Consider the following 23283-nt stretch of genomic DNA (forward strand, 5'->3'; position numbering starts at 1 on the left):
TTATCGTCCTCCTGCCAATTCGCGAATTCTAGCGGCGATCACCTGGATATCGTCCCCCATAAGCGGACGTGGATCGATATCGAAATATCCCTGTCTAACCCCGTAGTCCCGCGTATAAATCGCGATATCTCCGGTCTGTAGCGCATGCACCATGGCCTTCGCGTCGATGCCAGCCTGCTGCGGATCAACCTGCACCCGGGCCCGATATATCGCCCGACCGGCTTCGTCCTGCACGATGGAAACCCGGATGCCCGGGAGCTCGCTGAGCGGCATTAGCGTCTGCAAAGCCGCTTTTTCCCGCTCGCTGTTGTCCGGTTTGGCGGCGTACTCGTCCAAGGCCTGCAGCAAGCCAAACGACGTCTCCTTCCCCACCTTCATACTCCGTCCGATGCCGTGCAGCTGCACCTTCACCCATTCGATGTAGCTGCGTTTGCCGGCAACGATACCGGAGGTCGGGCCTTCGATCGCCTTGGAGCCGCTGTAGATCGCCAGATCGGAGATTTTCACGTATTTCTGCAAATCCTCCTCCGCCGCCGCGTCCACGATCATCGGCACGTGGTTCCGTTTCGCCACCTCCCACGCCTCTTCGACGGAGATCATGTTCTTCTGAACAGCATGGTGCGATTTTACGTAAAGGATCGCCGCGGTTTTATCGCCGATGGCGTCTTCGATATGCTCTGCCCGGCCTTCGTTGGCATAGCCGACTTCCACCAGCTTGCCGCCGCCGAGGTACACCATCGTTTCTACCGGAGCGCCGTACTGCACGTTGTGGCCTTTCAGGATGATGATTTCGTTCCGCGGAATCTCCTCCTGATGCAGGCGCAAACTTTTGCGTCGGTCGCCCCGCGTCACAATCGCCGCTACTGACAAGGCGATGCCGCTGGAGGCCGAATTCACGATCACCGCCGCCTCCGATCCAACATGCTGGGCGACATAATCCCCCGCCTTATCGACGAGGTCGGCCATTTCGACGTAGCTTTGACCGCCTTGCTTCATCGCCTCCATCACGGTATCGCTAGGCGCGGAAACACCGAGAATACTCATCCGCCCGCTGGCGTTAATGACCCGTTTAAGGCTGTACTTCGCATTTAATGAACTTTCCATGAATGATCACTCCTTTGGCTTCAATACGGCGGTTCGAAACACGCCGTTCGCCTTCCGAATCGATGAGCGCCGTTGGTTCTTCTTTAACGGCAAACAACGTTAAATTCGCCGGGTCCCCCACTTGAATGCGGCCAAGCTCTTCTCTGCCCAGCCACTGTGCGGCGCGGGTGGTCACCGCCGCGATAACCTCTTCAAGCGAATATCCGAGATAGAGGAATTTGCTTAGCACGTTCGCCATGCTGTATACCGGACCGTTCAGCCGATTGCCCCGATAGATGTCGGTGCTGATCGTATCCGGGTTGATGCCGTGCTGCATTGCTGCCTCAGCCACCCGGAAGGAGAAGCTCGCCGTGCCGTGGCCGACATCGAGATGCACGCCCCGAGCGATGGCATCGGTCAACACCGGGAGCGGTTCGCCCGATGCCCCAAACAGATTGTTCGCTTTGCCGTTGAGATAATGAGTTACAATATCTTTTCGCTGTAGCAGCGGAATGACCTCCCGGATATCGGGCGGCGCCGAGCCGATATGCACCATCAGCGGCAGTCCCGTTTCAAGTGACAGCTCCCGCGCGATGCGCAGCGGCGTGACGCCGTTCTCTCGAACGACGCTTTGGCTGATCCGGGCCTTCAGGCCGACGATAGAGTCACGGTAATCCGCCTGCGCTGTTATCACTCGATCACGGTCGATCCAGTCTAATTGGGACAGTTCATCGACGCGTTTTAACCCGATCCGCGAGATGTTCAAAAAGGCCAACAGGTTGGTCTCCGCCCGTTTCCCGTTCGCCACTAAATCGCCGATCCGGTCCGCACCGCAGCTGCCGGCGTCCACAATCGTCGTGACGCCCTGCTTTACGCCGATCTCATCGATCTCGTCGCCGTACGGGTCAAATTCCGGAAACGCATGGACATGCATATCAATCCAACCGCTGGACACGTAAAGGGAGGGGCCTTCCCATTCCAGCTCCCCGCGTGCCTGACCAGCTCCGGTGATTTCAGTAATCGTTCCGTCTTCGATCACGATGTCGATCTCTTCCCCGTTCACTCTTTTGACATGGCGGAGAACAACTCTTTCCTTCATATGGCTCGCCTCTTTTAGTAGATCGTTGTCATGTTTGCGATTGGGTTTAGCATAACACAGAATTTTCCCTCTGAGAATATAACGTTATAACGTTTAAAGGTGACGTGGCTGAAATCCTTCAATCGTCAGCTCGAACCCCACCTCAAACATACGCCTCCACGGAAAATGCAGCCCGTTCAGCCGTATCCGTCGTCCTTCCTTGATATCCGCAAAATAGCGCGATACCGCCTGGTTCATTTTCTCCGCTAGAATCCCTTCAACCTGCTCCAGGCAATGTTCCAACGTATAATAACATGCATTCAGCCGGGGAAGATCGTTTGCCAGCATGTCCTGGCGGACCAGCGACTGATACAGAAAATCTTCCGCCAAACGGTGGTAATAAAAACGGCGGCTCGCTTCATACGCCTCCGCCAACTCGCCCTGTACCCAGCGATCCGCGTAATATGAAGCGATCACCAGGTGGGCAATCACCGTCCCCAGCGTGTTCCCGGAGGTATTCCAGCCGGCATAGGCCGTTAATTGGTCCAACCGCCCTTGCTGCTGCAGCAGGTTCATCAGCACCGGATCGCCGCCGTTACACGTCGCCACGTCGCCTAAGGCCACCCGCTTTCCTTTCTGCAAATAAGCTCCCATCGCTTCGGCGATTTCCCGGTAATGAATTTCCGAGAAGTAGGAGCGATGCCGTTCTTGGAACGGGATCTGCTCGGCCATCCCCGCCTGATCAACCGCCGGCGAGTGGACTAGGAGCACGAGATCCGTTTCGGCGGAATGGTCGGCCAGCACAGCTCCAACTGCAGTGATATGCGATTTGACGCTTTCGTTTAGGCTGCGATCCTCGTATTTGGGTTTGATGAATGGCCCATGGGTAGAGGAGTAACGCACAAAAATCTCCGGCTTGTACTGTTTGATTTCCCCAAAAATTCGGGCAAACATCGTACAGCCGACCTCATCGGCTCCCGGATAGATCAGGACCTTATCCAGCACGTTCAGCACTTCCACGCGATAAACCATCATTTGCTGCTCCGCCCGAGAAAAGCCGTATTGAGAATTGTCGTCCAGCGGGATGACCAAGTGGTCGATCACACCTTCACGGACCAGGGTCAACACGTGTTGGTTCACTTGCTGATTGACCGCACGGCGCTCCACAAAATCACTTAAATACGCTTTGGGGATCAGCCGCATCACGTTTTCCAAGTCTTGTTGTTCCTCGGAGGTCAAAGCCTCCTGCTTCGCTTTGTCCGTCAGATAGCTGTATTTAAAAATCTGCCCGCCATAAAACTTATAATAATCCGGCTCTTCTTCATCCTTATTGTTGTTGGGCACGCGCATAATCAGATTAAAGGCATGGATTTGGACGCGGGGATTGCGGCGCTTGATTTCCCCAAGTACCTCCAGCCGCCGCAGGCACTCCTCTGGAGATAAATGATGCACGCGGGACGGCACGATCCCCCCGTAAACGAGCAGGTCGACCGACACAAGCAAGTAATCCGCCCCCTCCGCGGCCTCGATCAACCATTCCCGAATCGCACTCGTATCTGCGGGGCGTTTCTTATTCCCCAGCATGGAACGGTCTGGGACATCGAGCGTTACGTCCGTCATCTCCGCCAGCTGTCTGGGGAACAACGCATTACACGGCCTTTCATCCAGCGGCACATAAACCACCTTTGCCATAAAAGCTACTCCTCCCGTTCGACTAATTTCCATCGAAAACAGCGCATAGCTCATTCTACGCCTAATGTAATCTTAGCCTCCCGGGAGCTCAGGAAATATCCTATAAATTTACGAAAATATCCTAAAATGTTGTGAATTTGCATCGTTTGATGTGAAAACTTTGAATACTTTTTCGGACCTTACGATCGTAGCTACATCAAACCAAAACAAAAAGAAATAGCCCCCCCACGTGTGAAGTGCACCCCTTAGAATAGACGTTGGAAAAACCCCTGGTTATTCCGATGAATTCTAGGGGGTGCATTTTTATTATGGCAATAAAGGGACAGCGGTTTAAATCATACTCAGAGGAACTGAAGTTGGAGGCGATACGGCTTCATTTGGAGGAAAAGTGGACGTATCGGCAGATTAATGAGCACTTAGGGATTCAAGATAAGGATCGGATGAAACGATGGATGCGGAAATATCGCCAACAAGGAGAGTTTGGTCTACTCGACCAACGGGGTAGACGGAAGGAATATGTGGATCAGAACCGCTATACGAAGCAGTTACAACGGGAGAATGAGATGCTAAAAAAGTGTTTGGAAATCTGGAAACAGGAGGTACGGAACAGAGGTATACGTCCATTCGGAAAGCCTCACAATGGTACAGCATCAGCAGTTTGTGCAAGTTGTTTGGTGTCTCCAGAAGCGGATACTACGCTTATTTGAAACGTCAATCGAGGATGGATCGGGATAACGAAGCGAAAGCCTTAATCCAAGCCGTATATGCTCGCTATCATGGTATCTATGGCTATCGACAAATTCAACTCTTTCTACTGCAGGATGAAGGTGTGCGGATGAATCACAAGAAGATCCTACGTCTTATGCAACATTTAGGGTTACGCTCACACATTCGCCGTAAGCACCGTTTTAACTATGCTTCAAATGTAGACGGGCGTGTTGCTGAGAACGCGCTACAACGCCAATTCAAGGCCGATGCACCCAACCAGAAATGGGTAACGGACATCACGCAGTATCGGGTTGGGGAGACCTGGCTGTATCTCTCGGCGATTAAGGACTTGTTTAATAATGAAATCGTAGCGTATCACATGAGTCTACGCAATGATAATCAACTCGTACTTCAGACCTTTGAGAAAGCCTTTAATAAGACGAAAGACGTGACTGGATTGATCGTTCACAGCGATCAAGGATTCCAGTACACGTCTCACGCATACCACGACATGCTGCCCAAGGTTGGCGCCCAAATCAGCATGTCCAGACGAGGCAACTGTCATGACAATGCCTCCATGGAGAGCTTCTTCTCGCATCTCAAAACGGAAGGGCTCTACCCCTATCATATCCGAACTCTAGACGAGGCACAAAGGCGAGTTGAGGAATATATTGAGTTTTACAATAACAAACGACCGCAAAGAAATCTAAAGAAGCTGACGCCGAGTGAGTATCGACGCCAGCTCGTAGCCTAGGGGCTTTTTCCAATGTCCACTAAACGGGGGCTTGACCACGTGTTAGATAAGGGTCTATTTCTTTTACCAACTACAGCCGACCGCTCTTCTAAGCGGCTGTTGCCAGAGTGAAGATGATTTCAAAAATGCCTCAGGAAACGTGAGGCCGCCCGTTAACCACAGGAACGCAAGCCAATATATTCTCGATTCGAAAAGCCCGGGGAGCGTTGGAAACCAGGCAGGTTGCCCGAACCAATCCTCCCCGCACATTATGAACTTCGATCCGCCGCTGCGTGATCTTCCCCGTACGGTCAACGTAGATGATTTCTACGGTTCGACCAATGTATTTTTTCACCAGGGTCATCTCCAGATAGGAACGTTTGTTTGTATTATATGCAAACAGATGTTCTTTATTCAACTGGAAAATAAAACTTCACTATTCCTTCTCTTTCGTCCTTCCCTGACGATTATTCCCAAGCTCGAATAGCCCCGTGGCCGACAAACCTGCCAAACCTCCCGCCCAAAGTCGCAGCACTAACTCCATTTCCGTAAAAGGGTAAGCCGCAGCTCCGACCAATATGCCGATGATCACCCCGATGAAGGGGATCAGGTTTTTCGGCAGGTTGACGGTTGTTTTGACGAGTTGGACCAAGGCTAATACAAATACGGACAACACCGAGGCAAAGGCCAATACATTGGTTAAAATTTCGTTTTGCATGACTTCCCTCCTTAATTATTTATTGCTCCGGAATGCCTGCGGCACGGCGCAGATAGTTCGCCAGATTGTTAAAATGCTGGGCCCGCGCCGGATTCCCTTCATCCCGTGCCTTAAACCAGGCCGGCGAAAGCCAGCGGAAGATGATTTCCTGTGCATTGCTTTTGGGCAGCGGAATCAGCGGGCCGGCGGAAGAAGAGGAGCCCAGCGGAATCCCCGAAGCGACCCGAAGATTGTTCGCTAGATTGTGAAAATGTGTCATTCCAACCTGATCTCCCTTGGCTCGCGAGGCGAACCAGGCGGGAGAAACATAGTTGTCGATCAGCGATTGCGCGATGGAAGCAGGCAGCGGTGTAAAAGACGTACTCGAGTTTGGCGTCGGGCTAGGTGTACGCATCACGTTGAGTTCTGCCGAGACATCGTCCAGCAATTTATTCAGCGATATTCCGCCTGTGGCCAACGCTTGATCGGGATCCTGTCGTCGGGCGGGATCCAGTTGACGGTGGGATGGGATAAAAACGTAAGGATTCTTGTTCCATTTGCTGCAGCAATAGGCCAAATACCAGACATACCGCTTGTACGCTTCCGTAAAGTTTATGCGCCCGCCGTAGCAAAATTCCACCCCAATCGCCGCATCGTTGGCATCGTAACCAAATAAATCGTTGTCGGTCTTGACGTTGTATAGGACGTGCCAGGCTTTCTCCGCAGGATCGGAACCGGTGCCGGTCGGTATAATCTCAAGGATTTTCGTATCATCAATAAATACATGGGCCGATGCGGTACGATTCGTTTGCGAGTTAAAATAGGCATAATGATTGTCCGCTGTTGCGCCCGGGTTTCCCGAGTCATGAGCCACAAAAAACTCCGGCGTTCCGGTCGACAACCTCGCCCCGGGCCGTACATTCGGCCGCTTCGCGACGTATCGCCTTTCAATATTATATTTTCGTGTATCCATATGCGCGTTCACCCCTTCCATTCATACTATTCTGCTAGGTGGCTAAGTCGCTTGTGCGCTTGTTTGTCCGATTCCAAGGCAGCTAAGAATAAAAGAAAAAGAGCCTGCGATATTAAGCAGACTCTTGGTATAATTTAGCAACTGAACTTGGGTGGGACAGTATCGCCTCCGGAGGGGAGGTGATGCGTATGAAATTTTCGTTTTCGGAAGTGATCATGCTAGGCATGTTTGTCCGGGCACTGCTTACTTACCTGAATAAACGAAAATAACCCGCCCAGGTTAGCGCCAACGGTGCGGGTTATTCTCTGATGAACATTTGGAGGTTTCCCACCCAAGTGTTGTACCGGGGAGGCTGTGGCGCAGCCTCCTTGTTTCTATTGTTAGCTTAGCATACTCTGCCATATACCTCAATAAATTACAGGGTGTTTATTCCTCCAGCCGATCGATCCGCTTATGGGCTTGTTTGGCCGATTCCTCAACGCGCGTCAGCCGCTCGGAGAAGGCTTCAAATCGCTGGCCTTGCAGTTTTTGTTCGACTTTCATGTCGTCAACACCCCGTTTGATGTATTCTACATCCGCCCGCTGCACGGCCTCCGCCTCGGCCGACTCCTCGGCCTCCCGTTTCGCCGCCTTCGCGCGCCCCGCCCACCCCAACGCAACCCCGCTCACCGCCGCCAGTACGGAGGTCACCGCAGTGATTATCGTAATATCCATGATTACACCTTCTTTCGGGGAAAATGAAGAGCCCTCGGGGGACCGAGGACGTAAAAAATATATATTATTCGGATTGTTGTTGCATAGTTTCGTCCTTTAGCTCCGTTGCGGTTATTCCCAGGCTTCCCAAACATAGTTTCCTAACGGTACATTATTAGAGTTTATTTGCCAACCACCATCGAATACTAGGGGAACAGTAGCGTTGCCGGTATTAGAAGACAAACTACTATTATTAGAAATTATTTCAGCCACTCCAAATGCGTTGGTTGACGGAACAAATATATAGAATCTATATGCGCTGTTAGTTTGCAAAGTAGCCCGAACCATAGATGGCTTAAAGCCCAGTCCGCTTACAGTAAACAAAGAGCTTCCAGAAACCCTAGTATCGATACCAGAACCGTATCTTCTACCAGTGATGATCTGTCCTATTTTTGTTGCCAACTGCGCAAATGTATCGCTGCCTGATGCCGCAACCCCTTTGCCAGTAATAGCGGCAGCGACCGCATCCTTTCCGTTACTGGCAGATGTAAAAAGCTCGTTGATTGCAGCGACCGCATTACCTTTGGCCGTCGTAAGTAAGTTTGAGAGAGTACCAACCGCATTATCGACGGTACTTTTCAACGCGATGTCATCGGATGCCGAAGGGGCTGCAACTTTCGCCCGGCCGGCAGCGTCGCGTACAATGATGCGGCTCGCGGTAGCCACTGAGGTTGCACCGTGGGCCGTGGTTAGATTTGCGTGTGACGTTAGTGCGGACTGATCCGCCTTTTCCACCAACTGCGCAGCAAAACTATCACTAACAGCCTTCACCGCCCTAGACGTCGCTGCCCGATCCTCCGCACTACTATCCGTTTCATTCGAAAGCTGCACCTTCCCCTTCACCGTCAACGAGGCATCAGGGAAGTTTATCCCCCCTATTGCTTCATCAATCTTATCCCAGTTCTCATTCAACATCGTTTGAATATTAAAGGTTTCGTTTCCGTCGGCTATGGGGTCTTTTTTGAGCAAATTGAGATTTGGTGTATTAGTTGCCAACCGGATCACCTCCTGCAAATTGGTTTAATGGGATATGTTCCAGTTCATGAAGCGTTAAAACTCCGTGAACATCACGAATCAACATATAGTTAAACTCAAACTCTACCTTCAGATGCGACGGCTTCAATTCCTCGATGGCCGCCTTTAGATCATCCAGGTTTGGCGGTATGCCCACGGTATCCACGAACTTGACCGTAAACCCCCACTCCCCCGGCTGAAAAGAAACCTCCACCCTCCCCCGGTCATACGCCTCCGCCACGTTCTTCACCAACCGCCCGGAAAACTTTCCGCTGCCGCGCAGCTTGGATTCGACGACGGCACGGCGTTGATCCAGCGGTTTAGTAGAGTCTGTCGCGATGCCAAGCTCGCTCTCCCAGCGATCCAAGCCCCAAGTGGCCGTGCGCACAAAGAACTGCTGAAACGTCTCATCCAGCGCCGCGAACAGCTGATCCATCTCCGTGCCTTTGGTGTTCATATCCGCTTGCATGACTCGGGAAGTCTCGTAATAACCCGGAAGATAGGAGAACATTTCACGTCCGCGGGGACTGGTCAACAAAGACTCACTCATACACATCCACCGTCCCCAGCACGGCAACCTGGCCTGTGTAGATCTCCAGATTGGTGTCCGCGTTGCCGTTCACCGTCAATTCGGCATAGTCGATAATCGGCGGAATGTCCAGCAGGATCGCGGCAATCCGCGTAAACCGGACCAGCGGGTCGACAAAAGCCAGCTGCTTCAAATACGCACGTACGCCATCCTCGATGTTCTTTTTCACTTCGACCATCGTCACCCCGCTGGCCAGCGTGAGCTTCACGCGAATATCGATCGGCACCTCCTCGGCGGCCATTACCGTCACGATCGGTCCAGCCGGTGCCGTACCTTCGCCTTGCCCGTCCTGCGTCGGATCGATGTAAGCCTGCGCCGCTGCAACGATTTCGGGATTCGCCGCCCGTTTGTCCGCATCAAGCAAGTAAATGCCAACCGTTCCAGGCCCTTGCCACAACGGCTCCACCTGCGCTCCTCCCACGCCGGGCACCTCCCCCGCCCACTTCAGATAATGCGCTTTGTTCCCGCTCGTCCCCTGATTCCGCACCTGTGAAAAAAACCGCTCCAACAGCAGCTCATCCGACTCGACATCGGCACCGCCCCGCGTAGCCTCCGGGTTCGTAACAGCGGTCACTCCGCTAACAGGCGTAGCCATCACCTGAATAACACCAGCTGGTACGACACCCGCTCGGCCTGGAACCAACGCCCGAATCGACGCCATGCCTTCGCCATTTTGATCCAACATCACGGCTGCCGTCGTTTCATATTCCATCGACGCCTCTGCCGAAAACTCATCCGCCGGCGTCGCCACAACCGTCCCCGCAGGCACCGTCCTCCCCGGCTCCCCGGTAAACCGCACTATCCCCGTCGCTGCCACGGCCGGCCGCCGCGTAACGCCGTGCTCCGCCGCCCGGAGATCGAGATACTCCCCATACGTCGTGCTCGCAAACCCCCGCGCCAGCAGCTGTTGCGCCCACGTCGCAGCCTCCGACAGCATGAAGGCCGCCGGTGCCTCTGCATCCCAAATAAAAGAACCCTCGGATTTATCCAGATCCGAAGGCACTCGTTCCAGCATTCGCTGCATAATCCGCTCTTCCGTCTGATCCTGCAAATAAAGCGGCAAATCCGCCATCACGTCACACTCCCTTCAACCAGCAACTCATCTTCCCTTACGTTTTTGACCCGGCAAGTAAATCGACAAGCATCCACCCGCCAATCAAAAACAAACCCGTCCACGCTCAGCGTCCGCGGGTCCACCATCAGCGTCTCCGTCGCGATCCGCCGGATTTCGCTTTCCTGAACGGCCCTGCTATAACCTTGGCCGATCAACTCTTCAAACTCCTGACCATAGGTACGGGAGTAAATCACATGTCGGTATCGCGGGGTACGGATCGCTTTTTCGCACCACATCTTCCAGGCGGCGATCTCGTCGGCTGGGGCGATTTTTCCCGTAGGCGTCATCACAAACTCCCCGGCTTCAAAGTCAAACCTCCAGCTCCGCCCAAACGTCACACCGTCTTCAACCGATTGCTGCCCGTCCAGTCCTGAGACCTCCCAAGAATCCGCCACCGCCTCCGGAAAAAGATTAGCCATTCCTGCTCACCACCCTGCATAACACAATCGCGTCATTCCCGCCGTTCAGCGGCAGTACCAGTACGCGGTCGCCGGGCTGATATTTTAGCGACAGCACCGTGTCTTTCGTTTCCGAAGGCACAAAGGTAAACTCCCCTTGGCCCTCCACATGGCCACCTCCGCTATCCTTTAATCCGCGGACCCCTCCGGTCAGCGTCAAATCCGGCAGCTTCAGCGTTCCTGGAAACTCCGCAACCAAGTATTCTTGGATTTCGTGCTTAAAACTGTCCAGCTTCAGTCCCGTGCCCGTCACGGTCCCAAGCTCTGCCGTCACACCGGTTAGCACCTCGGCTGCTTTCCTAGCCGCATTTTCCCGCAGCGAAACAGCCAACGCCGAATAAGGATCATAGGTCAAGAAAATACCTCCTTTTCACGTCGTTTATCGTCGCAAGCTCCAGCGTCATATGCCCGGGAACCCCTAACTCATGCGATACGGAAGTCACGATCAGGTTCAGCCCGTTAAAATTCACTTTGTCCCCCGCCCGAATCGTGTTTAGATCGATACATGTTACGGTATAGGACTGCTGCTGGCCGGTCAGCATTGACTCGGCGAATTTTTTGGCGGCCCCGGCGGTTTTAACGTTCTCGTCCTGCATGATCCGTTGAAGCACGCCGTAGTTGGCGGTTTCCCCGCTCGCTACGGCCAACACCTTCGAAGGCGCATTGTCGCCCCGATCCTCTGCCCCTATGACCTTCACTCGCGTCACCGTGCCTTCCAGCGTCCGGGTTTGCGTCGCTTCCTCCAGTTGCTCCAGCTTCCATACCACTTTATTGCTGCCAATTTTGAACAGGGTTAATCCGGCAGGCGTCATTCGCGGAATGTACATGTCCCCGCCAGCCTTCACCGTCTCCTTCAAATCGGACAAGATCATGTTGTAAAGGGTTTGCGGGCGATAGACGGCTTTTTTCAGCTTGGTTTTCGTATCCGGAACCGTATCCAGCGGAATGCCCCAGTCTGCAGCGTATTTCCGGAGCCGCTGAGCTGCGGTTCCCCCTGACGGAAACAGATACTCATCCTCCGATTTCGCCAAATAAATCGTCCGGTCATACACCGTAACCGTCATACGCTTCGTCTGCTTCAAGGTGCTGGAGCAATCCCACACCACACCCGGGTGTAGCAACGGAACCATCTTTCCTCCAGAAGTAACGCCACCGTTCGCACCGTTATACGGCACGCCGCTAATCCGAATCTCCTGCCCCGGTTCAATCCCCGGAAAAGAAGCCGGAATGCTCAGTCCAATCGTGCCTTGATACGAAATCTGATCGAGCGAATCCTTTAGCGAGAGGCTCTCAACCAACTCCCGCAAGTAATATTTGTTTTGCAGCACCACTTCGTAACTCACTGTGGCATCACCAGCTTTTGACCGGGCTTGATTCGGTTCGGGTCCTTGCCGATCGTTTTTTGATTTGCACTGTAGATCTGCTGCCACTTCGAGCTGTCGCCCAGCTCAAGCTTCGCGATTTTGGACAAGGTGTCACCGGATTTCACTACATAGGTTTTTGCCGGTTTCTTCGTGTCCGGGCGGGTTGATTGGGTTGTGGAGGCTGCCCCGCTTGCCCCCGTCTGAGCGTGCACCTTCATCTCTCGCCAAGTCCTGGCGCTCAGATCAAAGTACACATCCCCTGGCTCCCCGCCGCGAAAGGTACTGTTATGTGCCGCAATCGTCACAAGCACATTTACAGCCGTATCGGTAATAATCAGGCGGACCGGGGACTTGCTGTTCATCATCGTCGTAATCCGGTTCATCGCCTCCTGCGGATCGGGGAGGTCTTGATAATTGCAATACCCCGGATCATAATCCGCCGGAAAAAAAGAAGAGAAGGCGATCTCCTTCACCCTCTCTCCAGCCGGAAAATCATATTCCCCCAGCGATGCGATATTTACCGTCTCCACGCCTTTGCTCCGGGAGATCGTAATCTCCTCCGGATTGACGGGTAACACAAAACTCTGCCCCGCACCGTCAATGAAGTGAATCTCCATACGTCTCGGCTCCCCTCCCCTACTTTAGATTTTGCATGGCAAACCGCACTTCGTTGGCGATTTTCCAGCCGGCGGTCTCGGCCAACTTTTGATAGTCCAACTGGTCTTTGTTAACCGTTAAATTGATGGTCCCCTCTGAGAGAGAAACATTAACGGGGGCTGGACTTTGGTTGTAACTGGCTCCACCGATTTTTGACTTCACTTCTTCCGGCAGTTGGTAATAGTTTGGTACCGGGGTACCCATTACCTTTGGAACATTTGCGTTTGTTCCTGGACGTGTAACTCCTTGTAAACTAGGAGCCATGCTTCGGTCGGAATAGACTTGAGGTTTGGGTTTGATTTTCCCATGAAGAAGATCATAAATAAAACCACCAATTGGGTCACCTAATGAATCACCTGCAGCAGCACCAAGGGCAGGAAAAAGAACCGTCCCTACACCGCCAGTTACCGGGGCAGTAAAAGTTCCGAGAGCTGCACCTCCAGTCCCTAGTAATCCCGCTAAAACAGCAGAAGTAACTTTTTGGTATCTCTCCTTGCCGGGTTTAGCCGAAAATATCTCATAACCGTCCATAAGGAGCCCAGCGTAGCCTCCAATCTTTTTTACAAAAGGTGTTACTCTTTTACCCCAGAACTGCGCACCTTTTGTGCCTGCTGCCGTAAATTGCTCCATTTTCTTTGGTGAGATTTTAGTCTCAAGTTTCGATTGCCAACGGGGCCACTTTTCTTGCCAATACCGCTTTACGGAGTTTACGGCTTGCTTGAGTTTACTCTCAAGTGCTTCCTTGTAGCGGTCTTTAAAAATTTCATTAATAACTTTACCGCCGAATTCTAAAACCGATTTGATCGAATTGATACTATTAGTAGTCTCTTCTCTAGGAGCTGTATTTGAACCAAATGCTTGTCCCATTTTAGAAAAGGTTTTTCGCGTAATGTTAATGGGGCTCCATTTACTTCTAACTGAACTTTCAGCAATCTGTATAGGATTTAGCATTGACAGAATAGTTTTATATTTAGTTAGACAAGACCTATTATCATCCTGTCGTGGAACATTGTTTGTTTGTATTTCTGCAAAGCGATGAGACAGAAAGTCATAAGCATCCAACTTCGGAAAGCCTGTAAAGCTAGAAAGTGGGGGGGGTTGCATTTTCCACATTTTTGAGTTTTCATTAACTAACCCCTTTCCCCCACTCGATTGACCATTAATTCCAGTTCCTAGATTTTCATTGATCGTCTTCTTCAACCCGTCTCCCAGCATTTCTCCAATCGTCGAAGATATCCGCCTCAACGTACTCTTCCCCTCGGACTTCATCCAATTGGAAAAAGAATCACCAACCACGGCCTCCCAGTCAACACCTGCGATGGAAACTTGCCACGGTTCAGCAGACAATGCGACGAGAGAAGCCCGAAGCTTCAATGCGGTAGCCGAGACGCGATCGCTCATTTGCACCACAGGCTTCGGCGTTGTTCGGTGCAGACGAGTTAGCACCTCTTCCGCCTTTCGGGCGGCGGACGTCAGGCGGTCGTCCAGGGTGAGAATGGGCTTGATCCGGGTTTTGCCGAACAGCGTCGCACGGCGCTGGGTTTGTTGCATCAGCTTGTCCAGGCTGCGAAGCTTTTTGGCGGTTCGATCCACGTCACGGTCGTTGGTCTCGATATCGAGGATATCATTGTCCTCTCTGGCCATCGTCGTCGTACCTCCTTTCTCTCTATTTCGAGCGAGCTATAACCCTACCGTCCAGGTCGTCCCTTACGCCCATCAAGACGGCAAAATAACGGTACTTTTTACAGTAAGTCTCTCAACCCGCCAAGCGGGTGGAGCCCTTCACAAGGAACACCTCACAACATCTCTAACTCCCGTTCCGAAAAAGCCCGCAGCAGCAGGCGCTCTCCCTTCGGGAGCGACCAATATTCCCCGGGGCGAAGATGATGCCGCGTCCACATATGGAACAGCAGCGTCGTCATGCCGCCGGAGCTGATTAGTTTTTTACGTCTTCGATGTCGACGCCAAACCCGGAAATCTCCAGCACCTTATCGCCCACGGCGTCGAGCTCCCCGGCCAGCAGCAGGCGGCGAACCGCCTCTTCTCCGCCGGACAGCTTCAGCCGGCTGGTCAGACGCTCGTCGCCCCAGCCGCTTAACTTCACGCTTGGCGTCTCCGCGTCGTGATCGCTCCTTCCGTCGGTCTTTTTCACCACTTCCAGCATCGAGGTGGCTTCCTTAATCAACGCCGCGTTAAACAACTCGCTGTCGATCTTCTCGGTCACCTGCCCTTTGGTCGTCTTGCGGACCGTGCAACGTTCGCGGATCGCGTCTACTTTGCTGGACGTCAGGCCGCGCAGCGTCACGCGTAGTCCCAAGCGCCCGATAAATACGGCTTCCTCCGGCAAATTCGCCACCGTCTCAAAAAGCCCGTCCAAAATTTCCTGTTCGCGAACCGGATCCAATGCTGAATATTCACTCATGATCGCTTCCTCCTTCGGATATCTTTAAATGTGTTTCTCGAGCCATAGCGGTACAAAAGGGCGTTATTCCAAACGAAATCGGTCTCCCAAGAAAAATAAGACCCCTTCATGGCCTTATTTATGTGAAATAAACGCAAACCAGGCGTTCAACGGCCTTAACTCCGAAAATAACGCCCTAAATGTCCGCTAACCCCAGACGAACTGGGTCCAACTAGGCCGTTGCAGGTTCGGGCGGTACTATCCCCGCCCTAGCCTGACAGTCGCTCTACTTAAGACGCCACGATCGGGTCCAGCAGCTCGTACGACTCGAACGTAAACGGCGTTTCCTCCGTCACCTCTTCGCCGGCGGTCCAGTTGGCTAGGACGATTTTATCGACCATGCAGTTGTTTAACTGGATGCGTTCAAAGCCGTAGGCTTCCGGATCGTCTAGCTTATGAATGATCGAAAATTTCTGAAAGCCGCGCGCGATCATATCGGACGTGACCTTGTAGCCGCTCATGGTGCCGATGCCTTTTTTGCGCCCTAGCTTGTACACCGTATAATCGGTGCCCACCAGGTTCAGCTCCTTCTTCTCCGCCTCAACGCTGGCCTCCAGGTGGTTCAGGTTCGACTGCCATACCCCTTCGATAAAAATCTGGCCAAACGTCCCCATCATCACGCGGCCGGGATCAAGAAATTGTGCCATCGGTTAACTCCTCCTCAAATGTAAAAATCGAAAAATTATTGCACGTAAAACGTGCCGAAAATTTGCTCCATCACATCGGTATCATCCGCCGTCCAAGCCAGGAACACCTGGTCGTCTTCAGGCGTGAATTGCGGTGCGCTGCCATAGAAGCGCGGATCCAGCGTCACGTCGAACCCGGTCGCCTCGATCACGTTCTCGGCAGCCAACGTCTGCAGATATTGCTTCCCTGCACCGATCAGCGCCAGACGGCCTTCCTCGGTGTTGTTCACCTTGCCGATATAGGCATCCTCGGCAGTCCGCTGCAAATCCGCGTTGATTTGGTCCATGACGCGAATCTTGCGGATCTTCTTCCAGCCCTTGTTCTGCCCCTCTCGAGGCGAAACAAGGCTGTTCACGCCGCGCAGCACCTTCACCCGGCGGCCGTCGTGCACGAGCAGGAACACGCCGCCTTGCACGGCCTGCTCCTGCTCGGAGCGCGTCCAGCGCCGCGTGACGTCGTCGAACGGCGAAGCCGCGTACGTCGTCGACGCCTTCAGCGGCTGGCCGGCGATCAAGCCCGCGACCCAGGCGGCCACCTGCGCCGACGAGTACGCCCGGCCGTTCAGCACCGCGCCGGTGCCGACGTTCACGACGCCCTCGTGATGGCCGTATCGTCGGCGGCGGAGCCGCCCAGCACGGCGATGACGCCCTTGCCTTCACTGCGGACGCGCTTCACCCAAGCGACAACGCTGGTCCGCAAAGCCGCATCCGCTACGCCGTCCAGCGTCAGCACGTGGAAGTCCTGCGTCTCGAACGCAGACAAGGCCGAAGCGTACTCGGCGTTCGTAAGCCCCGCGATCCCGCTGTCCCCGCCGGTCAGCACCGCCCCGGATACATCCGCCAGCGTGCCGTTGCCCAGCGCCTCGGCAACGATCCATGCATTGGCCGGATCGCCGTTCACAGCGGCGGCCGCTTGCTCTGCCGAGCCATCTCCCAACGGGAACGTCCGCAGCAAAGCCGTACCTTCATACAGCTTCAGCTCCTTGCTGCCGGGAAGCGACAGACTCGGCTCAACCGATACGACGAAGTCGTTGCCGCGCTTGCCGGGATATTTGGCCTTTACCTGCAGCATGGCGGCACCTGACGAATCCTGAAGCGTTAACGACGCTTCCGCGGCGGAAGCCCCAGCCAGCCGGTAGGCCAGCAGTTTTTTCGGACCTCCTAGCAAAGCGAGATACAATGTACTAAACGCCGTCGCGCCATCCGATTCGTCCTCCCGGAACAACTCCCGGATCGCCGCCTCACTTCCCACTTCCATGAATTGTCCAACCGGCCCCCAATGGGCCTTTACCGGAGCGACCACGACGCCGCGCGCCCCCGCCTGGATGGCGTTCCCCGCCGCGCTGACGAAATTCATATACAACCCGGGCAACACCGGTTGATCCGTTACATTCCATGTTCCTCCTGCCATGACTTACAGCACCTTCTTTCTCAGAAATTGATCCACGAGCCGTTTCGCCTCGTCGATTTGAAATAAGTGACCTTCCTTGCCTAACATAGCCCCGGCCAAAACTTCCGGTTTGACGCCAAGTACCGCCTCGCAGCAGGACAGCAACTCCTCCATGCGGTAACCGCTAGAGCCGTCTGCCGCTGCTAAAGCCGGTGCGGATTCAGGGCGACTTGATTTTTTTCTTGCCACACCAGTTCACCTCATTGTCGATTGATAAAAAACGGATCGCATCAGCGGCGCTTCCGCCACCGGCTTGGATGTGCGCGAAAGCAACGTGACGGTAAGCGGCCCCTGTACCGGCGAACTTTCCGCCGTTCCCTCCGGCTGCAAGCTCATCTTGGGATCGGCGATTCGCAGATATCGCTTGGCCGCTGCGTCCAGCGGGATTTTTACCGCTGTGCCCAACGCTTCCAGCAGCCGCAGCACCGCCGCATGCTCCCGGTCCGCATCTTCCGCAAGGATAAAAGCCGTCATCCGCTTTTGAACCTCATACGACGACGGCCCCAACGCTCTCACGTCCATGCCGATCATCCGCCACATCAAGGCTGGAGCAGCTGCACCTGCTGGCCACATCCCGCAGTATACTTTCCACTCCGGCCCCAGCACCGCCAACGACCAGCGCGCTAGTTCCGTCATCCAGGGATCATTTGTAATCGGCACCGGTTCCGGAGCTAGAGTCATTTCATCTTCAGCAATGGCAATCACCTCCTTTCCAGCATCCCATCCCCATAGACACATCGCGGTAAGCTGCAAAACTGCTTGGTTCCCTCCAACCGCCCCCAGATGCACCCCTGGCAACGCGCCGGCTGTACCCATTCGGGTTCACATGGATACGGCGGCGTTTTGTTCTGATTTCGCATCGTCCCCCCTCCTTTCCAAAACAAAAACCGCTGACATGTTCAGCGGTCCTCATCAGTCCTCGGTTGATTGGGTTTTCCTTCCCTTTTCCTTCCACGCTACCAATGTAACATGGGAAAAACCAAACGAACGGACAAGTGACGGACACTTGCCGGACAGCTATCGGACAACCTAGAATCCACTTGAACAACAAAAAAAGCCGGCGTTCAGCCGACTCCGTGTTTTGCCGTTTGCGGTTCTTCCTTATAGACCTCCAACTTCAGGGCCGCCGCCAGAAGGCGGATGGCGCTGGCTTTGATGCGACGGTACGTCCGGTCACTGATGCCCATCTCGCCGCAGCTGATAAAATCGTATTCGGCTTTCTGATCCAAATAACTCCGCCGTATGACCTCTCGCTGCTCCTCCGACAGCCGCTCCATCGCCAGATCCAGCAGCTCCGATTTGCGAATCAGCTCCGCCTCCTTATCCACGTTCCCGATCGCCAGTCGTTCTGTCGGCTGATTTACGGCGTGGGTAGCGCCATGATACCGGGGCTCATACCCTGCGGTGATGAACGCTTCCTTGCGGATCCATCCGATCTGCCGATATCGTCTGACTTCCTCCAACCGCTTCTCCACCGCAGCCCGGGTTGCCGCTTCATCCACCGGCAAGGAATCGAATAAAGCATGATACACATGAATGCGTCTTCTCCCCATCAGAATTCCCTCCTACATATAGTATATTGCCATTTTGGCAAATTGAATGTTTCCCCACTAGCTCTTCCACTTGCTTGTCCAAACATACATCCGCCTTCCACTTCGATACGCCCTCCATTCACCCCCTCTTTTTTACCAATTTGGTAACCGTATCCTGATTATATGTTGCCAATTTGGCAATGTCAAGCCGTATTATTACCGTTTTGACAATATAATATAATTCCATTTTCTCCATCTTCTCTTTACCAATTTGGCAACTTGTGCTACACTAAATGAAACGGCAAGGAAGAGGAGTAACCATGCAAACGCTAGGCGATCGGATCAAATATTTACGTGAACAACGTCAGCTCACGCAAAAAGACCTGGCCTCCCAAGCGGACATTTCGGTCGTGCAGTTGTCCCGTTATGAGACGAACGACCGCAAGCCGGATCCGGAGGTGCTGCGCAATATCGTTGACGCCCTGGATACCAGCGCCGATTACTTGCTGGGTCGGACGCCCGACCCGTCTCCTGCAGCGGAGAAAGGGATGAGCCTGTCCTTTTTCGGCGGTCCTGAAGCCTATACGGCCGATGAAATCGCTATGATGGAAGCGGCTTTGAAAGCGTATCGGGAGCAGAAGAAGAAGCTGCTGAACGGGGACGAAGCGAAGTAGGAATAGCATTCGAAACCCATCGAACAGAACGATGGATACTTACATATAAAGACTCCAAAGACGGCCCTGATTCTGAAGGGCCCTTATTTCGGACCACAAACCGAACATACATTCTGATTTGAGGTGATTTGGATGTTATACGCCTATTATCATGAGACCCATCTGGAACAATGGATTAACGCCAAATATTTGAACGACGGGATATCGTCTCCCTCCGACCTCGACATTGAACGAATTGCCGAAGCCTTTGGCATCGGGCTGGTATACGGGAATTACCCCTCCTTTTCGGATAACGAGGAGAACGTGATTTTTCTAAACAAAGGGCTGGAGGTGGTTCAAGCCCGAGTGATCTTCTTTCACGAGTTATGCCATGTGCTGCGTCATGCCGGGGATCAACGGCGGATGACGGAGCTGTTTATGCACGCCCAGGAAGCCGAAGCGGATCAGTTTGTGCTCTACGCGGCTATTCCCTTCTATATGTTCGCCAAGCTGCCGGTGCCGGATCATCGCAACGAGGCGGTGGCTTATATCGCCGAGCAGTTCCATGTTCCGCCGGAGCTGGCGGAGCAGCGGCTGGACCAAATCCAGCGGCGCGTGTTGCACGGCAGCCTGATCGCGGCGGCTCAAGAGGCGAACCGCCGCCAGCGCGAAGCGGAGCGAGGGTGGTCGCCGGAGACTCGGCGTATGTTGTCGCAGCTGGAACGACAAATCGGCGGACAGGGAGGGCGGTAAGGATGCGGATCGCGGCATATTGCGACTTTTATACGGATTCCACCCGCCCGCTGCAACTAATCGTTGATGCCGGACCGGGCGAGTTGGATTGGTCAAAGACGCTCTACCTTCCGGTGTCCAGCCCTTTTGCGCCGTTCTCCGCCGAAGACTTCGGCGATTTGCCCGGCGTTTCCGTCCTGCTGGAAGACCTTGTCCGCCCCAAAGAACCGCCGAAATCTTCCGGCGGCCAAAAGCAGGACCCGTCCTCCCTCGTTCATGCTCAAGCCGTTCTGGGCATTCGTCTCCCGCAAATTGCCGCCCGCTGCGGCGATCCGGATGAGATTCAGCGCTTGGTAGTACAGATGGATGATGTCGAAGAAGTCCTGGGTTATGAGCGAGGTTGATTGGGGCGGTCGTACTTCACCACCGGCCACTTCTGCTTCCGCAGCGCATCCATGAGCAGGGGGCCCACATGCAGATTGTCTTGCACCAGCTCGCGCGGCGTCAGCGCCATCCACTGGTTTAACGATACGTCTACAAACCGATCGCTGCGGAACATCTCCAAGAACCAGATGCTGCGGTCGCCGGTATTTTGAATATAGTGGCCATAGGCAAACGGGACGTACCCCACATCCCCGGCCCTGACGTCAAAGGTGCGGGCGGCGCCCCCTCCGGCGAACACCGTCATGCGCCCTTTGCCGGTCAAATAATACTGCCATTCGTCGTTGTTTGGGTGCCAATGCATTTCCCGCATGGCGCCGGGTTTGATCTCCACAAGGGCGGCTGCAACCGTTTTAGCGATAGGAAAATTGGTAGAATCCGCGATCCGTACGGTCCCGCCCGGCGTGACGATCGGTTTCTGAGCCAGCAAGCTATGCTTGAAGCTGACGGGAACTTCTCCGTAGGGCGAAGTGATTTTTTGGCTGGCGATCGGCCCCGGGACGCGGTCCTGGAAGATGTACACCTGTTTATCGGGAATATGGTCAAACGCTTTACGCGGCACGCCAAAATTCGCCGAAAGCACCTCTTTAGGCGTGTGGGCGAACCAGTCCGAAATCGACAGCGTATTTAAGTCGGAGAAATGGCCGTCATCAAACACAAGCAGAAACTCGCAGCCTTCCTCCAGCCCTTGAATCGAATGAGGGATCCCCGGCGGAAAATACCACAAATCCCCCACTCCCACATCGGCGATGAAGTTCCGTCCGTCCTGATCCACCGCCGTGATCCGGGCCTTGCCCGAGATCATAAACGACCATTCCGCCTGCTGATGCCAATGCAGCTCCCGAACGCCCCCCGGCGTTAGACGCATGTTAACCCCCGCCAGCGTCGTAGCGATCGGCAGCTCCCGAATCGTAATTTCCCGTGACCATCCCCCATGATTCAACTGCATATGCGTATCCGAAAAAGAGAATTTCAGATTTGGGATCAATCCGTTATCGGTCACCGGAGGAACCAGCATATCGGGATTTTCGCGATCCCGCATCACGTCGCGGGGGCCCGTATCGGTAGCTCCGGCTCCGTCATCCCGTATCGGCTGGGGGATCGCCGACATCCCGGCGGCTTGATTCTCCGGCTGCCTTGAAGCGGATGGATCCAAATGATCCGTCATCAACCATCACTCCTCGTTCTGGACATGCCAGTGACATTTTTTCCCAAAACCTAGTTACACAGTGATCCTATTCTCCAATAATCTGAAATATGTTGTGGTTTCTCCTCCGGATTTCCAATAAAATCCGACGATTTCGGAGAAAATAGAGGGAAGTGCTTGATAGTTGCCTAAGCTTCTGTATAATTAGAGTTAGTAAGTTTAGTCAACAAACTAACTAGGTAAAGGGGAATCCTCGTGGAAAAACCTGTACGTCCGAATGAACCTCTCGTTACGCACATTTTTACGGCAGATCCATCCGCTCATGTGTACGACGGCAAGATCTATATTTATCCATCTCATGACCTTGATCACAACGGTCCGGATAACGATAACGGCGATCAATACGCGATGGAGGATTACCATGTCCTCTCGCTGGACGACTTCAACTCTCCGTGCGTCGATCATGGCGAAGTCCTGCATTTGCGGGATATTCCGTGGGCAAGCCAACAACTATGGGCACCGGATGCCGCTTATAAGAACAATACGTATTACCTCTATTTCCCTGCTCGGGACAAGGAAGGCATTTTCCGTATCGGCGTCGCCACCAGCTCCTCGCCTGCCGGTCCGTTCACACCGCAGGAGAACTATATTCCGGGCAGCTTCAGCATCGATCCGGCCGTCCTCGTCGACGACGACAACCGCGCTTATATGTATTTCGGCGGACTTTGGGGCGGCCAGTTGGAGAAATGGCAAACCGGCAGCTTTAAACCGGACGCCGAAGGACCGGCACCGGACGCGCCGGCGCTTGGACCGCAGTTCGCCGAATTAACCGACGATATGCTCACCTTCAAATCCGCGCCGCAGGAAATTTCCATCGTTGACGAAGACGGAAATCCGCTGTTGGCCAAGGACGAAGACCGGCGGTATTTCGAAGGACCGTGGGTGCATAAATACAACGGGTATTACTACCTGTCCTACTCCACCGGAACAACGCATACGCTGGTTTATGCGATCAGTAAAAACCCGCAAGGACCATTCGTATTTAAAGGTAAAATCCTGGAGCCTGTCATTGGCTGGACTACTCACCATTCCATCGTACAATTCCAAGATAAATGGTACCTGTTCTACCATGACAGCTCGTTGTCCGGCGGTGTGAACCATAAACGCAGCGTGAAATACACCGAGTTGCATTACAACCCGGACGGTACGATCCAAACGATCGATCCGTACAAATAAGAACAACAAGGGAGCGCCAACCGGCTTTAACA

The 23283-nt window shown here is 53.8% G+C and carries 28 protein-coding genes and 1 pseudogene; 6 read left to right on the forward strand and 23 right to left on the reverse strand.

Annotated elements, in window-relative coordinates; genetic code table 11:
* From BN3277_RS16525 to BN3277_RS16535, 3 genes are all read right to left on the reverse strand, one after another.
* Positions 1-1104, reverse strand: a complete 1104-nt coding sequence (locus BN3277_RS16525) for a DgaE family pyridoxal phosphate-dependent ammonia lyase (protein ID WP_059044428.1) — start codon at positions 1102-1104, stop codon at positions 1-3.
* A complete protein-coding gene (locus tag BN3277_RS16530) occupies positions 1070-2182 on the reverse strand; it encodes an amidohydrolase/deacetylase family metallohydrolase (RefSeq protein WP_059044431.1) in 1113 nt (370 codons plus the stop codon). Before BN3277_RS16530 ends, BN3277_RS16525 begins: the two co-directional genes overlap by 35 nt.
* Positions 2183-2275: 93 nt before the next feature.
* Positions 2276-3853 carry a DUF4127 family protein gene (locus BN3277_RS16535; RefSeq protein ID WP_059044433.1) on the reverse strand — a complete coding sequence of 526 codons (1578 nt, stop codon included), beginning with the start codon at positions 3851-3853 and terminating at the stop codon, positions 2276-2278.
* Between the two features lie 308 nt (positions 3854-4161).
* Here BN3277_RS16535 and BN3277_RS26075 point away from each other — a divergent pair, with 308 nt between their 5' ends.
* Positions 4162-4560 carry a helix-turn-helix domain-containing protein gene (locus BN3277_RS26075; RefSeq protein WP_059044434.1) on the forward strand — a complete coding sequence of 133 codons (399 nt, stop codon included), beginning with the start codon at positions 4162-4164 and terminating at the stop codon, positions 4558-4560.
* Positions 4503-5315 (forward strand): IS3 family transposase, encoded by an 813-nt coding sequence (locus BN3277_RS16545; RefSeq protein ID WP_232436456.1) that lies wholly within the window; start codon positions 4503-4505, stop codon positions 5313-5315. The genes BN3277_RS26075 and BN3277_RS16545 overlap by 58 nt, the downstream gene beginning before the upstream one ends.
* Before the next feature lie 130 nt (positions 5316-5445).
* Here BN3277_RS16545 and BN3277_RS16550 read toward each other — a convergent pair whose 3' ends face one another.
* From BN3277_RS16550 to BN3277_RS16635, 19 genes and pseudogenes are all read right to left on the reverse strand, one after another.
* Positions 5446-5652 (reverse strand): hypothetical protein, encoded by a 207-nt coding sequence (locus tag BN3277_RS16550; protein WP_059044899.1) that lies wholly within the window; start codon positions 5650-5652, stop codon positions 5446-5448.
* Between the two features lie 78 nt (positions 5653-5730).
* Positions 5731-6012, reverse strand: a complete 282-nt coding sequence (locus BN3277_RS16555) for a holin (protein WP_059044436.1) — start codon at positions 6010-6012, stop codon at positions 5731-5733.
* 19 nt (positions 6013-6031) lie between these two features.
* Entirely contained in the window at positions 6032-6964 is a 933-nt protein-coding gene (locus BN3277_RS16560; protein ID WP_232436443.1) for a peptidoglycan recognition protein family protein, read from the reverse strand.
* A 426-nt stretch (positions 6965-7390) separates the two neighbouring features.
* Positions 7391-7678 (reverse strand): hypothetical protein, encoded by a 288-nt coding sequence (locus BN3277_RS16565; RefSeq protein WP_059044441.1) that lies wholly within the window; start codon positions 7676-7678, stop codon positions 7391-7393.
* Positions 7679-7789: 111 nt separating this feature from the next.
* On the reverse strand, positions 7790-8713 hold the full coding sequence (locus tag BN3277_RS25805; protein ID WP_059044442.1) for a tail fiber protein: 924 nt from the start codon (positions 8711-8713) through the stop codon (positions 7790-7792).
* A complete protein-coding gene (locus BN3277_RS16575; protein ID WP_059044444.1) occupies positions 8703-9281 on the reverse strand; it encodes a YmfQ family protein in 579 nt (192 codons plus the stop codon). The genes BN3277_RS25805 and BN3277_RS16575 overlap by 11 nt, the downstream gene beginning before the upstream one ends.
* Positions 9274-10392 (reverse strand): baseplate J/gp47 family protein, encoded by a 1119-nt coding sequence (locus BN3277_RS16580; protein WP_059044447.1) that lies wholly within the window; start codon positions 10390-10392, stop codon positions 9274-9276. The genes BN3277_RS16575 and BN3277_RS16580 overlap by 8 nt, the downstream gene beginning before the upstream one ends.
* Complete coding sequence (locus BN3277_RS16585) at positions 10392-10853, reverse strand: DUF2634 domain-containing protein (protein ID WP_059044449.1); 462 nt, start codon at positions 10851-10853, stop codon at positions 10392-10394. Before BN3277_RS16585 ends, BN3277_RS16580 begins: the two co-directional genes overlap by 1 nt.
* Positions 10846-11247 carry a hypothetical protein gene (locus tag BN3277_RS16590; protein ID WP_059044451.1) on the reverse strand — a complete coding sequence of 134 codons (402 nt, stop codon included), beginning with the start codon at positions 11245-11247 and terminating at the stop codon, positions 10846-10848. Before BN3277_RS16590 ends, BN3277_RS16585 begins: the two co-directional genes overlap by 8 nt.
* Positions 11237-12235 (reverse strand): XkdQ/YqbQ family protein, encoded by a 999-nt coding sequence (locus BN3277_RS16595; RefSeq protein WP_059044453.1) that lies wholly within the window; start codon positions 12233-12235, stop codon positions 11237-11239. The genes BN3277_RS16590 and BN3277_RS16595 overlap by 11 nt, the downstream gene beginning before the upstream one ends.
* Complete coding sequence (locus tag BN3277_RS16600) at positions 12232-12873, reverse strand: LysM peptidoglycan-binding domain-containing protein (RefSeq protein ID WP_059044455.1); 642 nt, start codon at positions 12871-12873, stop codon at positions 12232-12234. The genes BN3277_RS16595 and BN3277_RS16600 overlap by 4 nt, the downstream gene beginning before the upstream one ends.
* A 19-nt stretch (positions 12874-12892) precedes the next feature.
* Positions 12893-14557 (reverse strand): hypothetical protein, encoded by a 1665-nt coding sequence (locus tag BN3277_RS16605; protein ID WP_059044456.1) that lies wholly within the window; start codon positions 14555-14557, stop codon positions 12893-12895.
* A gap of 152 nt (positions 14558-14709) precedes the next feature.
* Positions 14710-14835 carry a hypothetical protein gene (locus BN3277_RS26250; RefSeq protein WP_260071006.1) on the reverse strand — a complete coding sequence of 42 codons (126 nt, stop codon included), beginning with the start codon at positions 14833-14835 and terminating at the stop codon, positions 14710-14712.
* Between the two features lie 14 nt (positions 14836-14849).
* Complete coding sequence (locus BN3277_RS16610; RefSeq protein WP_059044458.1) at positions 14850-15335, reverse strand: phage tail assembly chaperone; 486 nt, start codon at positions 15333-15335, stop codon at positions 14850-14852.
* Positions 15336-15604: 269 nt separating this feature from the next.
* Complete coding sequence (locus BN3277_RS16615) at positions 15605-16021, reverse strand: phage tail tube protein (RefSeq protein ID WP_059044460.1); 417 nt, start codon at positions 16019-16021, stop codon at positions 15605-15607.
* Positions 16022-16056: 35 nt separating this feature from the next.
* A pseudogene (locus BN3277_RS16620) lies at positions 16057-17471 on the reverse strand (phage tail sheath family protein).
* A 3-nt stretch (positions 17472-17474) separates the two neighbouring features.
* Positions 17475-17699 (reverse strand): YqzN/YkzM domain-containing protein, encoded by a 225-nt coding sequence (locus BN3277_RS16625; RefSeq protein WP_059044462.1) that lies wholly within the window; start codon positions 17697-17699, stop codon positions 17475-17477.
* A 6-nt stretch (positions 17700-17705) separates the two neighbouring features.
* Positions 17706-18326 (reverse strand): hypothetical protein, encoded by a 621-nt coding sequence (locus BN3277_RS16630; RefSeq protein ID WP_059044464.1) that lies wholly within the window; start codon positions 18324-18326, stop codon positions 17706-17708.
* Positions 18327-18574: 248 nt separating this feature from the next.
* Positions 18575-19063 carry an ArpU family phage packaging/lysis transcriptional regulator gene (locus tag BN3277_RS16635; RefSeq protein ID WP_059044466.1) on the reverse strand — a complete coding sequence of 163 codons (489 nt, stop codon included), beginning with the start codon at positions 19061-19063 and terminating at the stop codon, positions 18575-18577.
* Positions 19064-19362: 299 nt separating this feature from the next.
* Here BN3277_RS16635 and BN3277_RS16640 point away from each other — a divergent pair, with 299 nt between their 5' ends.
* The 3 genes from BN3277_RS16640 to BN3277_RS16650 all read left to right on the forward strand — a co-directional run bounded on the left by BN3277_RS16640 (position 19363) and on the right by BN3277_RS16650 (position 20831).
* Positions 19363-19716 (forward strand): helix-turn-helix domain-containing protein, encoded by a 354-nt coding sequence (locus BN3277_RS16640; protein ID WP_059044468.1) that lies wholly within the window; start codon positions 19363-19365, stop codon positions 19714-19716.
* Between the two features lie 132 nt (positions 19717-19848).
* The gene (locus BN3277_RS16645) at positions 19849-20448 is read left to right on the forward strand and encodes an ImmA/IrrE family metallo-endopeptidase (protein ID WP_059044470.1); all 600 of its coding nucleotides are present in this window, start codon (positions 19849-19851) and stop codon (positions 20446-20448) included.
* 2 nt (positions 20449-20450) lie between these two features.
* Positions 20451-20831 (forward strand): hypothetical protein, encoded by a 381-nt coding sequence (locus BN3277_RS16650; protein ID WP_059044472.1) that lies wholly within the window; start codon positions 20451-20453, stop codon positions 20829-20831.
* On the opposite strand, the gene BN3277_RS16655 is transcribed toward BN3277_RS16650, so the two are convergent.
* Positions 20816-21979, reverse strand: coding sequence for an oxalate decarboxylase family bicupin (locus BN3277_RS16655; protein ID WP_059044901.1), 1164 nt, complete (start codon positions 21977-21979; stop codon positions 20816-20818). The genes BN3277_RS16650 and BN3277_RS16655 overlap by 16 nt on opposite strands.
* 291 nt (positions 21980-22270) lie before the next feature.
* Here BN3277_RS16655 and BN3277_RS16660 point away from each other — a divergent pair, with 291 nt between their 5' ends.
* The gene (locus BN3277_RS16660) at positions 22271-23251 is read left to right on the forward strand and encodes a glycoside hydrolase family 43 protein (protein WP_059044474.1); all 981 of its coding nucleotides are present in this window, start codon (positions 22271-22273) and stop codon (positions 23249-23251) included.
* Positions 23252-23283: the final 32 nt, after the last annotated feature.

It is taken from the genome of Paenibacillus rubinfantis (assembly GCF_001486505.1).
GTDB lineage: Bacteria > Bacillota > Bacilli > Paenibacillales > Paenibacillaceae > Fontibacillus > Fontibacillus rubinfantis.

Bases quoted from the DNA above. Each gene is read 5' to 3' on its own strand.
- BN3277_RS26250 (WP_260071006.1), bottom strand. From the start codon at position 14,835: ATGACGACGCTGCTGTTCCATATGTGGACGCGGCATCATCTTCGCCCC.
- BN3277_RS16600 (WP_059044455.1), bottom strand. From the start codon at position 12,873: ATGGAGATTCACTTCATTGACGGTGCGGGGCAGAGTTTTGTGTTACCC.
- BN3277_RS16615 (WP_059044460.1), bottom strand. From the start codon at position 16,021: ATGGCACAATTTCTTGATCCCGGCCGCGTGATGATGGGGACGTTTGGC.
- BN3277_RS16575 (WP_059044444.1), bottom strand. From the start codon at position 9,281: ATGAGTGAGTCTTTGTTGACCAGTCCCCGCGGACGTGAAATGTTCTCC.
- BN3277_RS16655 (WP_059044901.1), bottom strand. From the start codon at position 21,979: ATGTCGGCGATCCCCCAGCCGATACGGGATGACGGAGCCGGAGCTACC.
- BN3277_RS16525 (WP_059044428.1), bottom strand. From the start codon at position 1,104: ATGGAAAGTTCATTAAATGCGAAGTACAGCCTTAAACGGGTCATTAAC.
- BN3277_RS16560 (WP_232436443.1), bottom strand. From the start codon at position 6,964: ATGGATACACGAAAATATAATATTGAAAGGCGATACGTCGCGAAGCGG.
- BN3277_RS16635 (WP_059044466.1), bottom strand. From the start codon at position 19,063: ATGGGGAGAAGACGCATTCATGTGTATCATGCTTTATTCGATTCCTTG.
- BN3277_RS16535 (WP_059044433.1), bottom strand. From the start codon at position 3,853: ATGGCAAAGGTGGTTTATGTGCCGCTGGATGAAAGGCCGTGTAATGCG.
- BN3277_RS16610 (WP_059044458.1), bottom strand. From the start codon at position 15,335: ATGAGTGAATATTCAGCATTGGATCCGGTTCGCGAACAGGAAATTTTG.
- BN3277_RS16605 (WP_059044456.1), bottom strand. From the start codon at position 14,557: ATGGCCAGAGAGGACAATGATATCCTCGATATCGAGACCAACGACCGT.
- BN3277_RS16650 (WP_059044472.1), top strand. From the start codon at position 20,451: ATGCGGATCGCGGCATATTGCGACTTTTATACGGATTCCACCCGCCCG.
- BN3277_RS16530 (WP_059044431.1), bottom strand. From the start codon at position 2,182: ATGAAGGAAAGAGTTGTTCTCCGCCATGTCAAAAGAGTGAACGGGGAA.
- BN3277_RS16580 (WP_059044447.1), bottom strand. From the start codon at position 10,392: ATGGCGGATTTGCCGCTTTATTTGCAGGATCAGACGGAAGAGCGGATT.
- BN3277_RS16585 (WP_059044449.1), bottom strand. From the start codon at position 10,853: ATGGCTAATCTTTTTCCGGAGGCGGTGGCGGATTCTTGGGAGGTCTCA.
- BN3277_RS16565 (WP_059044441.1), bottom strand. From the start codon at position 7,678: ATGGATATTACGATAATCACTGCGGTGACCTCCGTACTGGCGGCGGTG.
- BN3277_RS16645 (WP_059044470.1), top strand. From the start codon at position 19,849: ATGTTATACGCCTATTATCATGAGACCCATCTGGAACAATGGATTAAC.
- BN3277_RS16640 (WP_059044468.1), top strand. From the start codon at position 19,363: ATGCAAACGCTAGGCGATCGGATCAAATATTTACGTGAACAACGTCAG.
- BN3277_RS16555 (WP_059044436.1), bottom strand. From the start codon at position 6,012: ATGCAAAACGAAATTTTAACCAATGTATTGGCCTTTGCCTCGGTGTTG.
- BN3277_RS26075 (WP_059044434.1), top strand. From the start codon at position 4,162: ATGGCAATAAAGGGACAGCGGTTTAAATCATACTCAGAGGAACTGAAG.
- BN3277_RS16630 (WP_059044464.1), bottom strand. From the start codon at position 18,326: ATGGGTACAGCCGGCGCGTTGCCAGGGGTGCATCTGGGGGCGGTTGGA.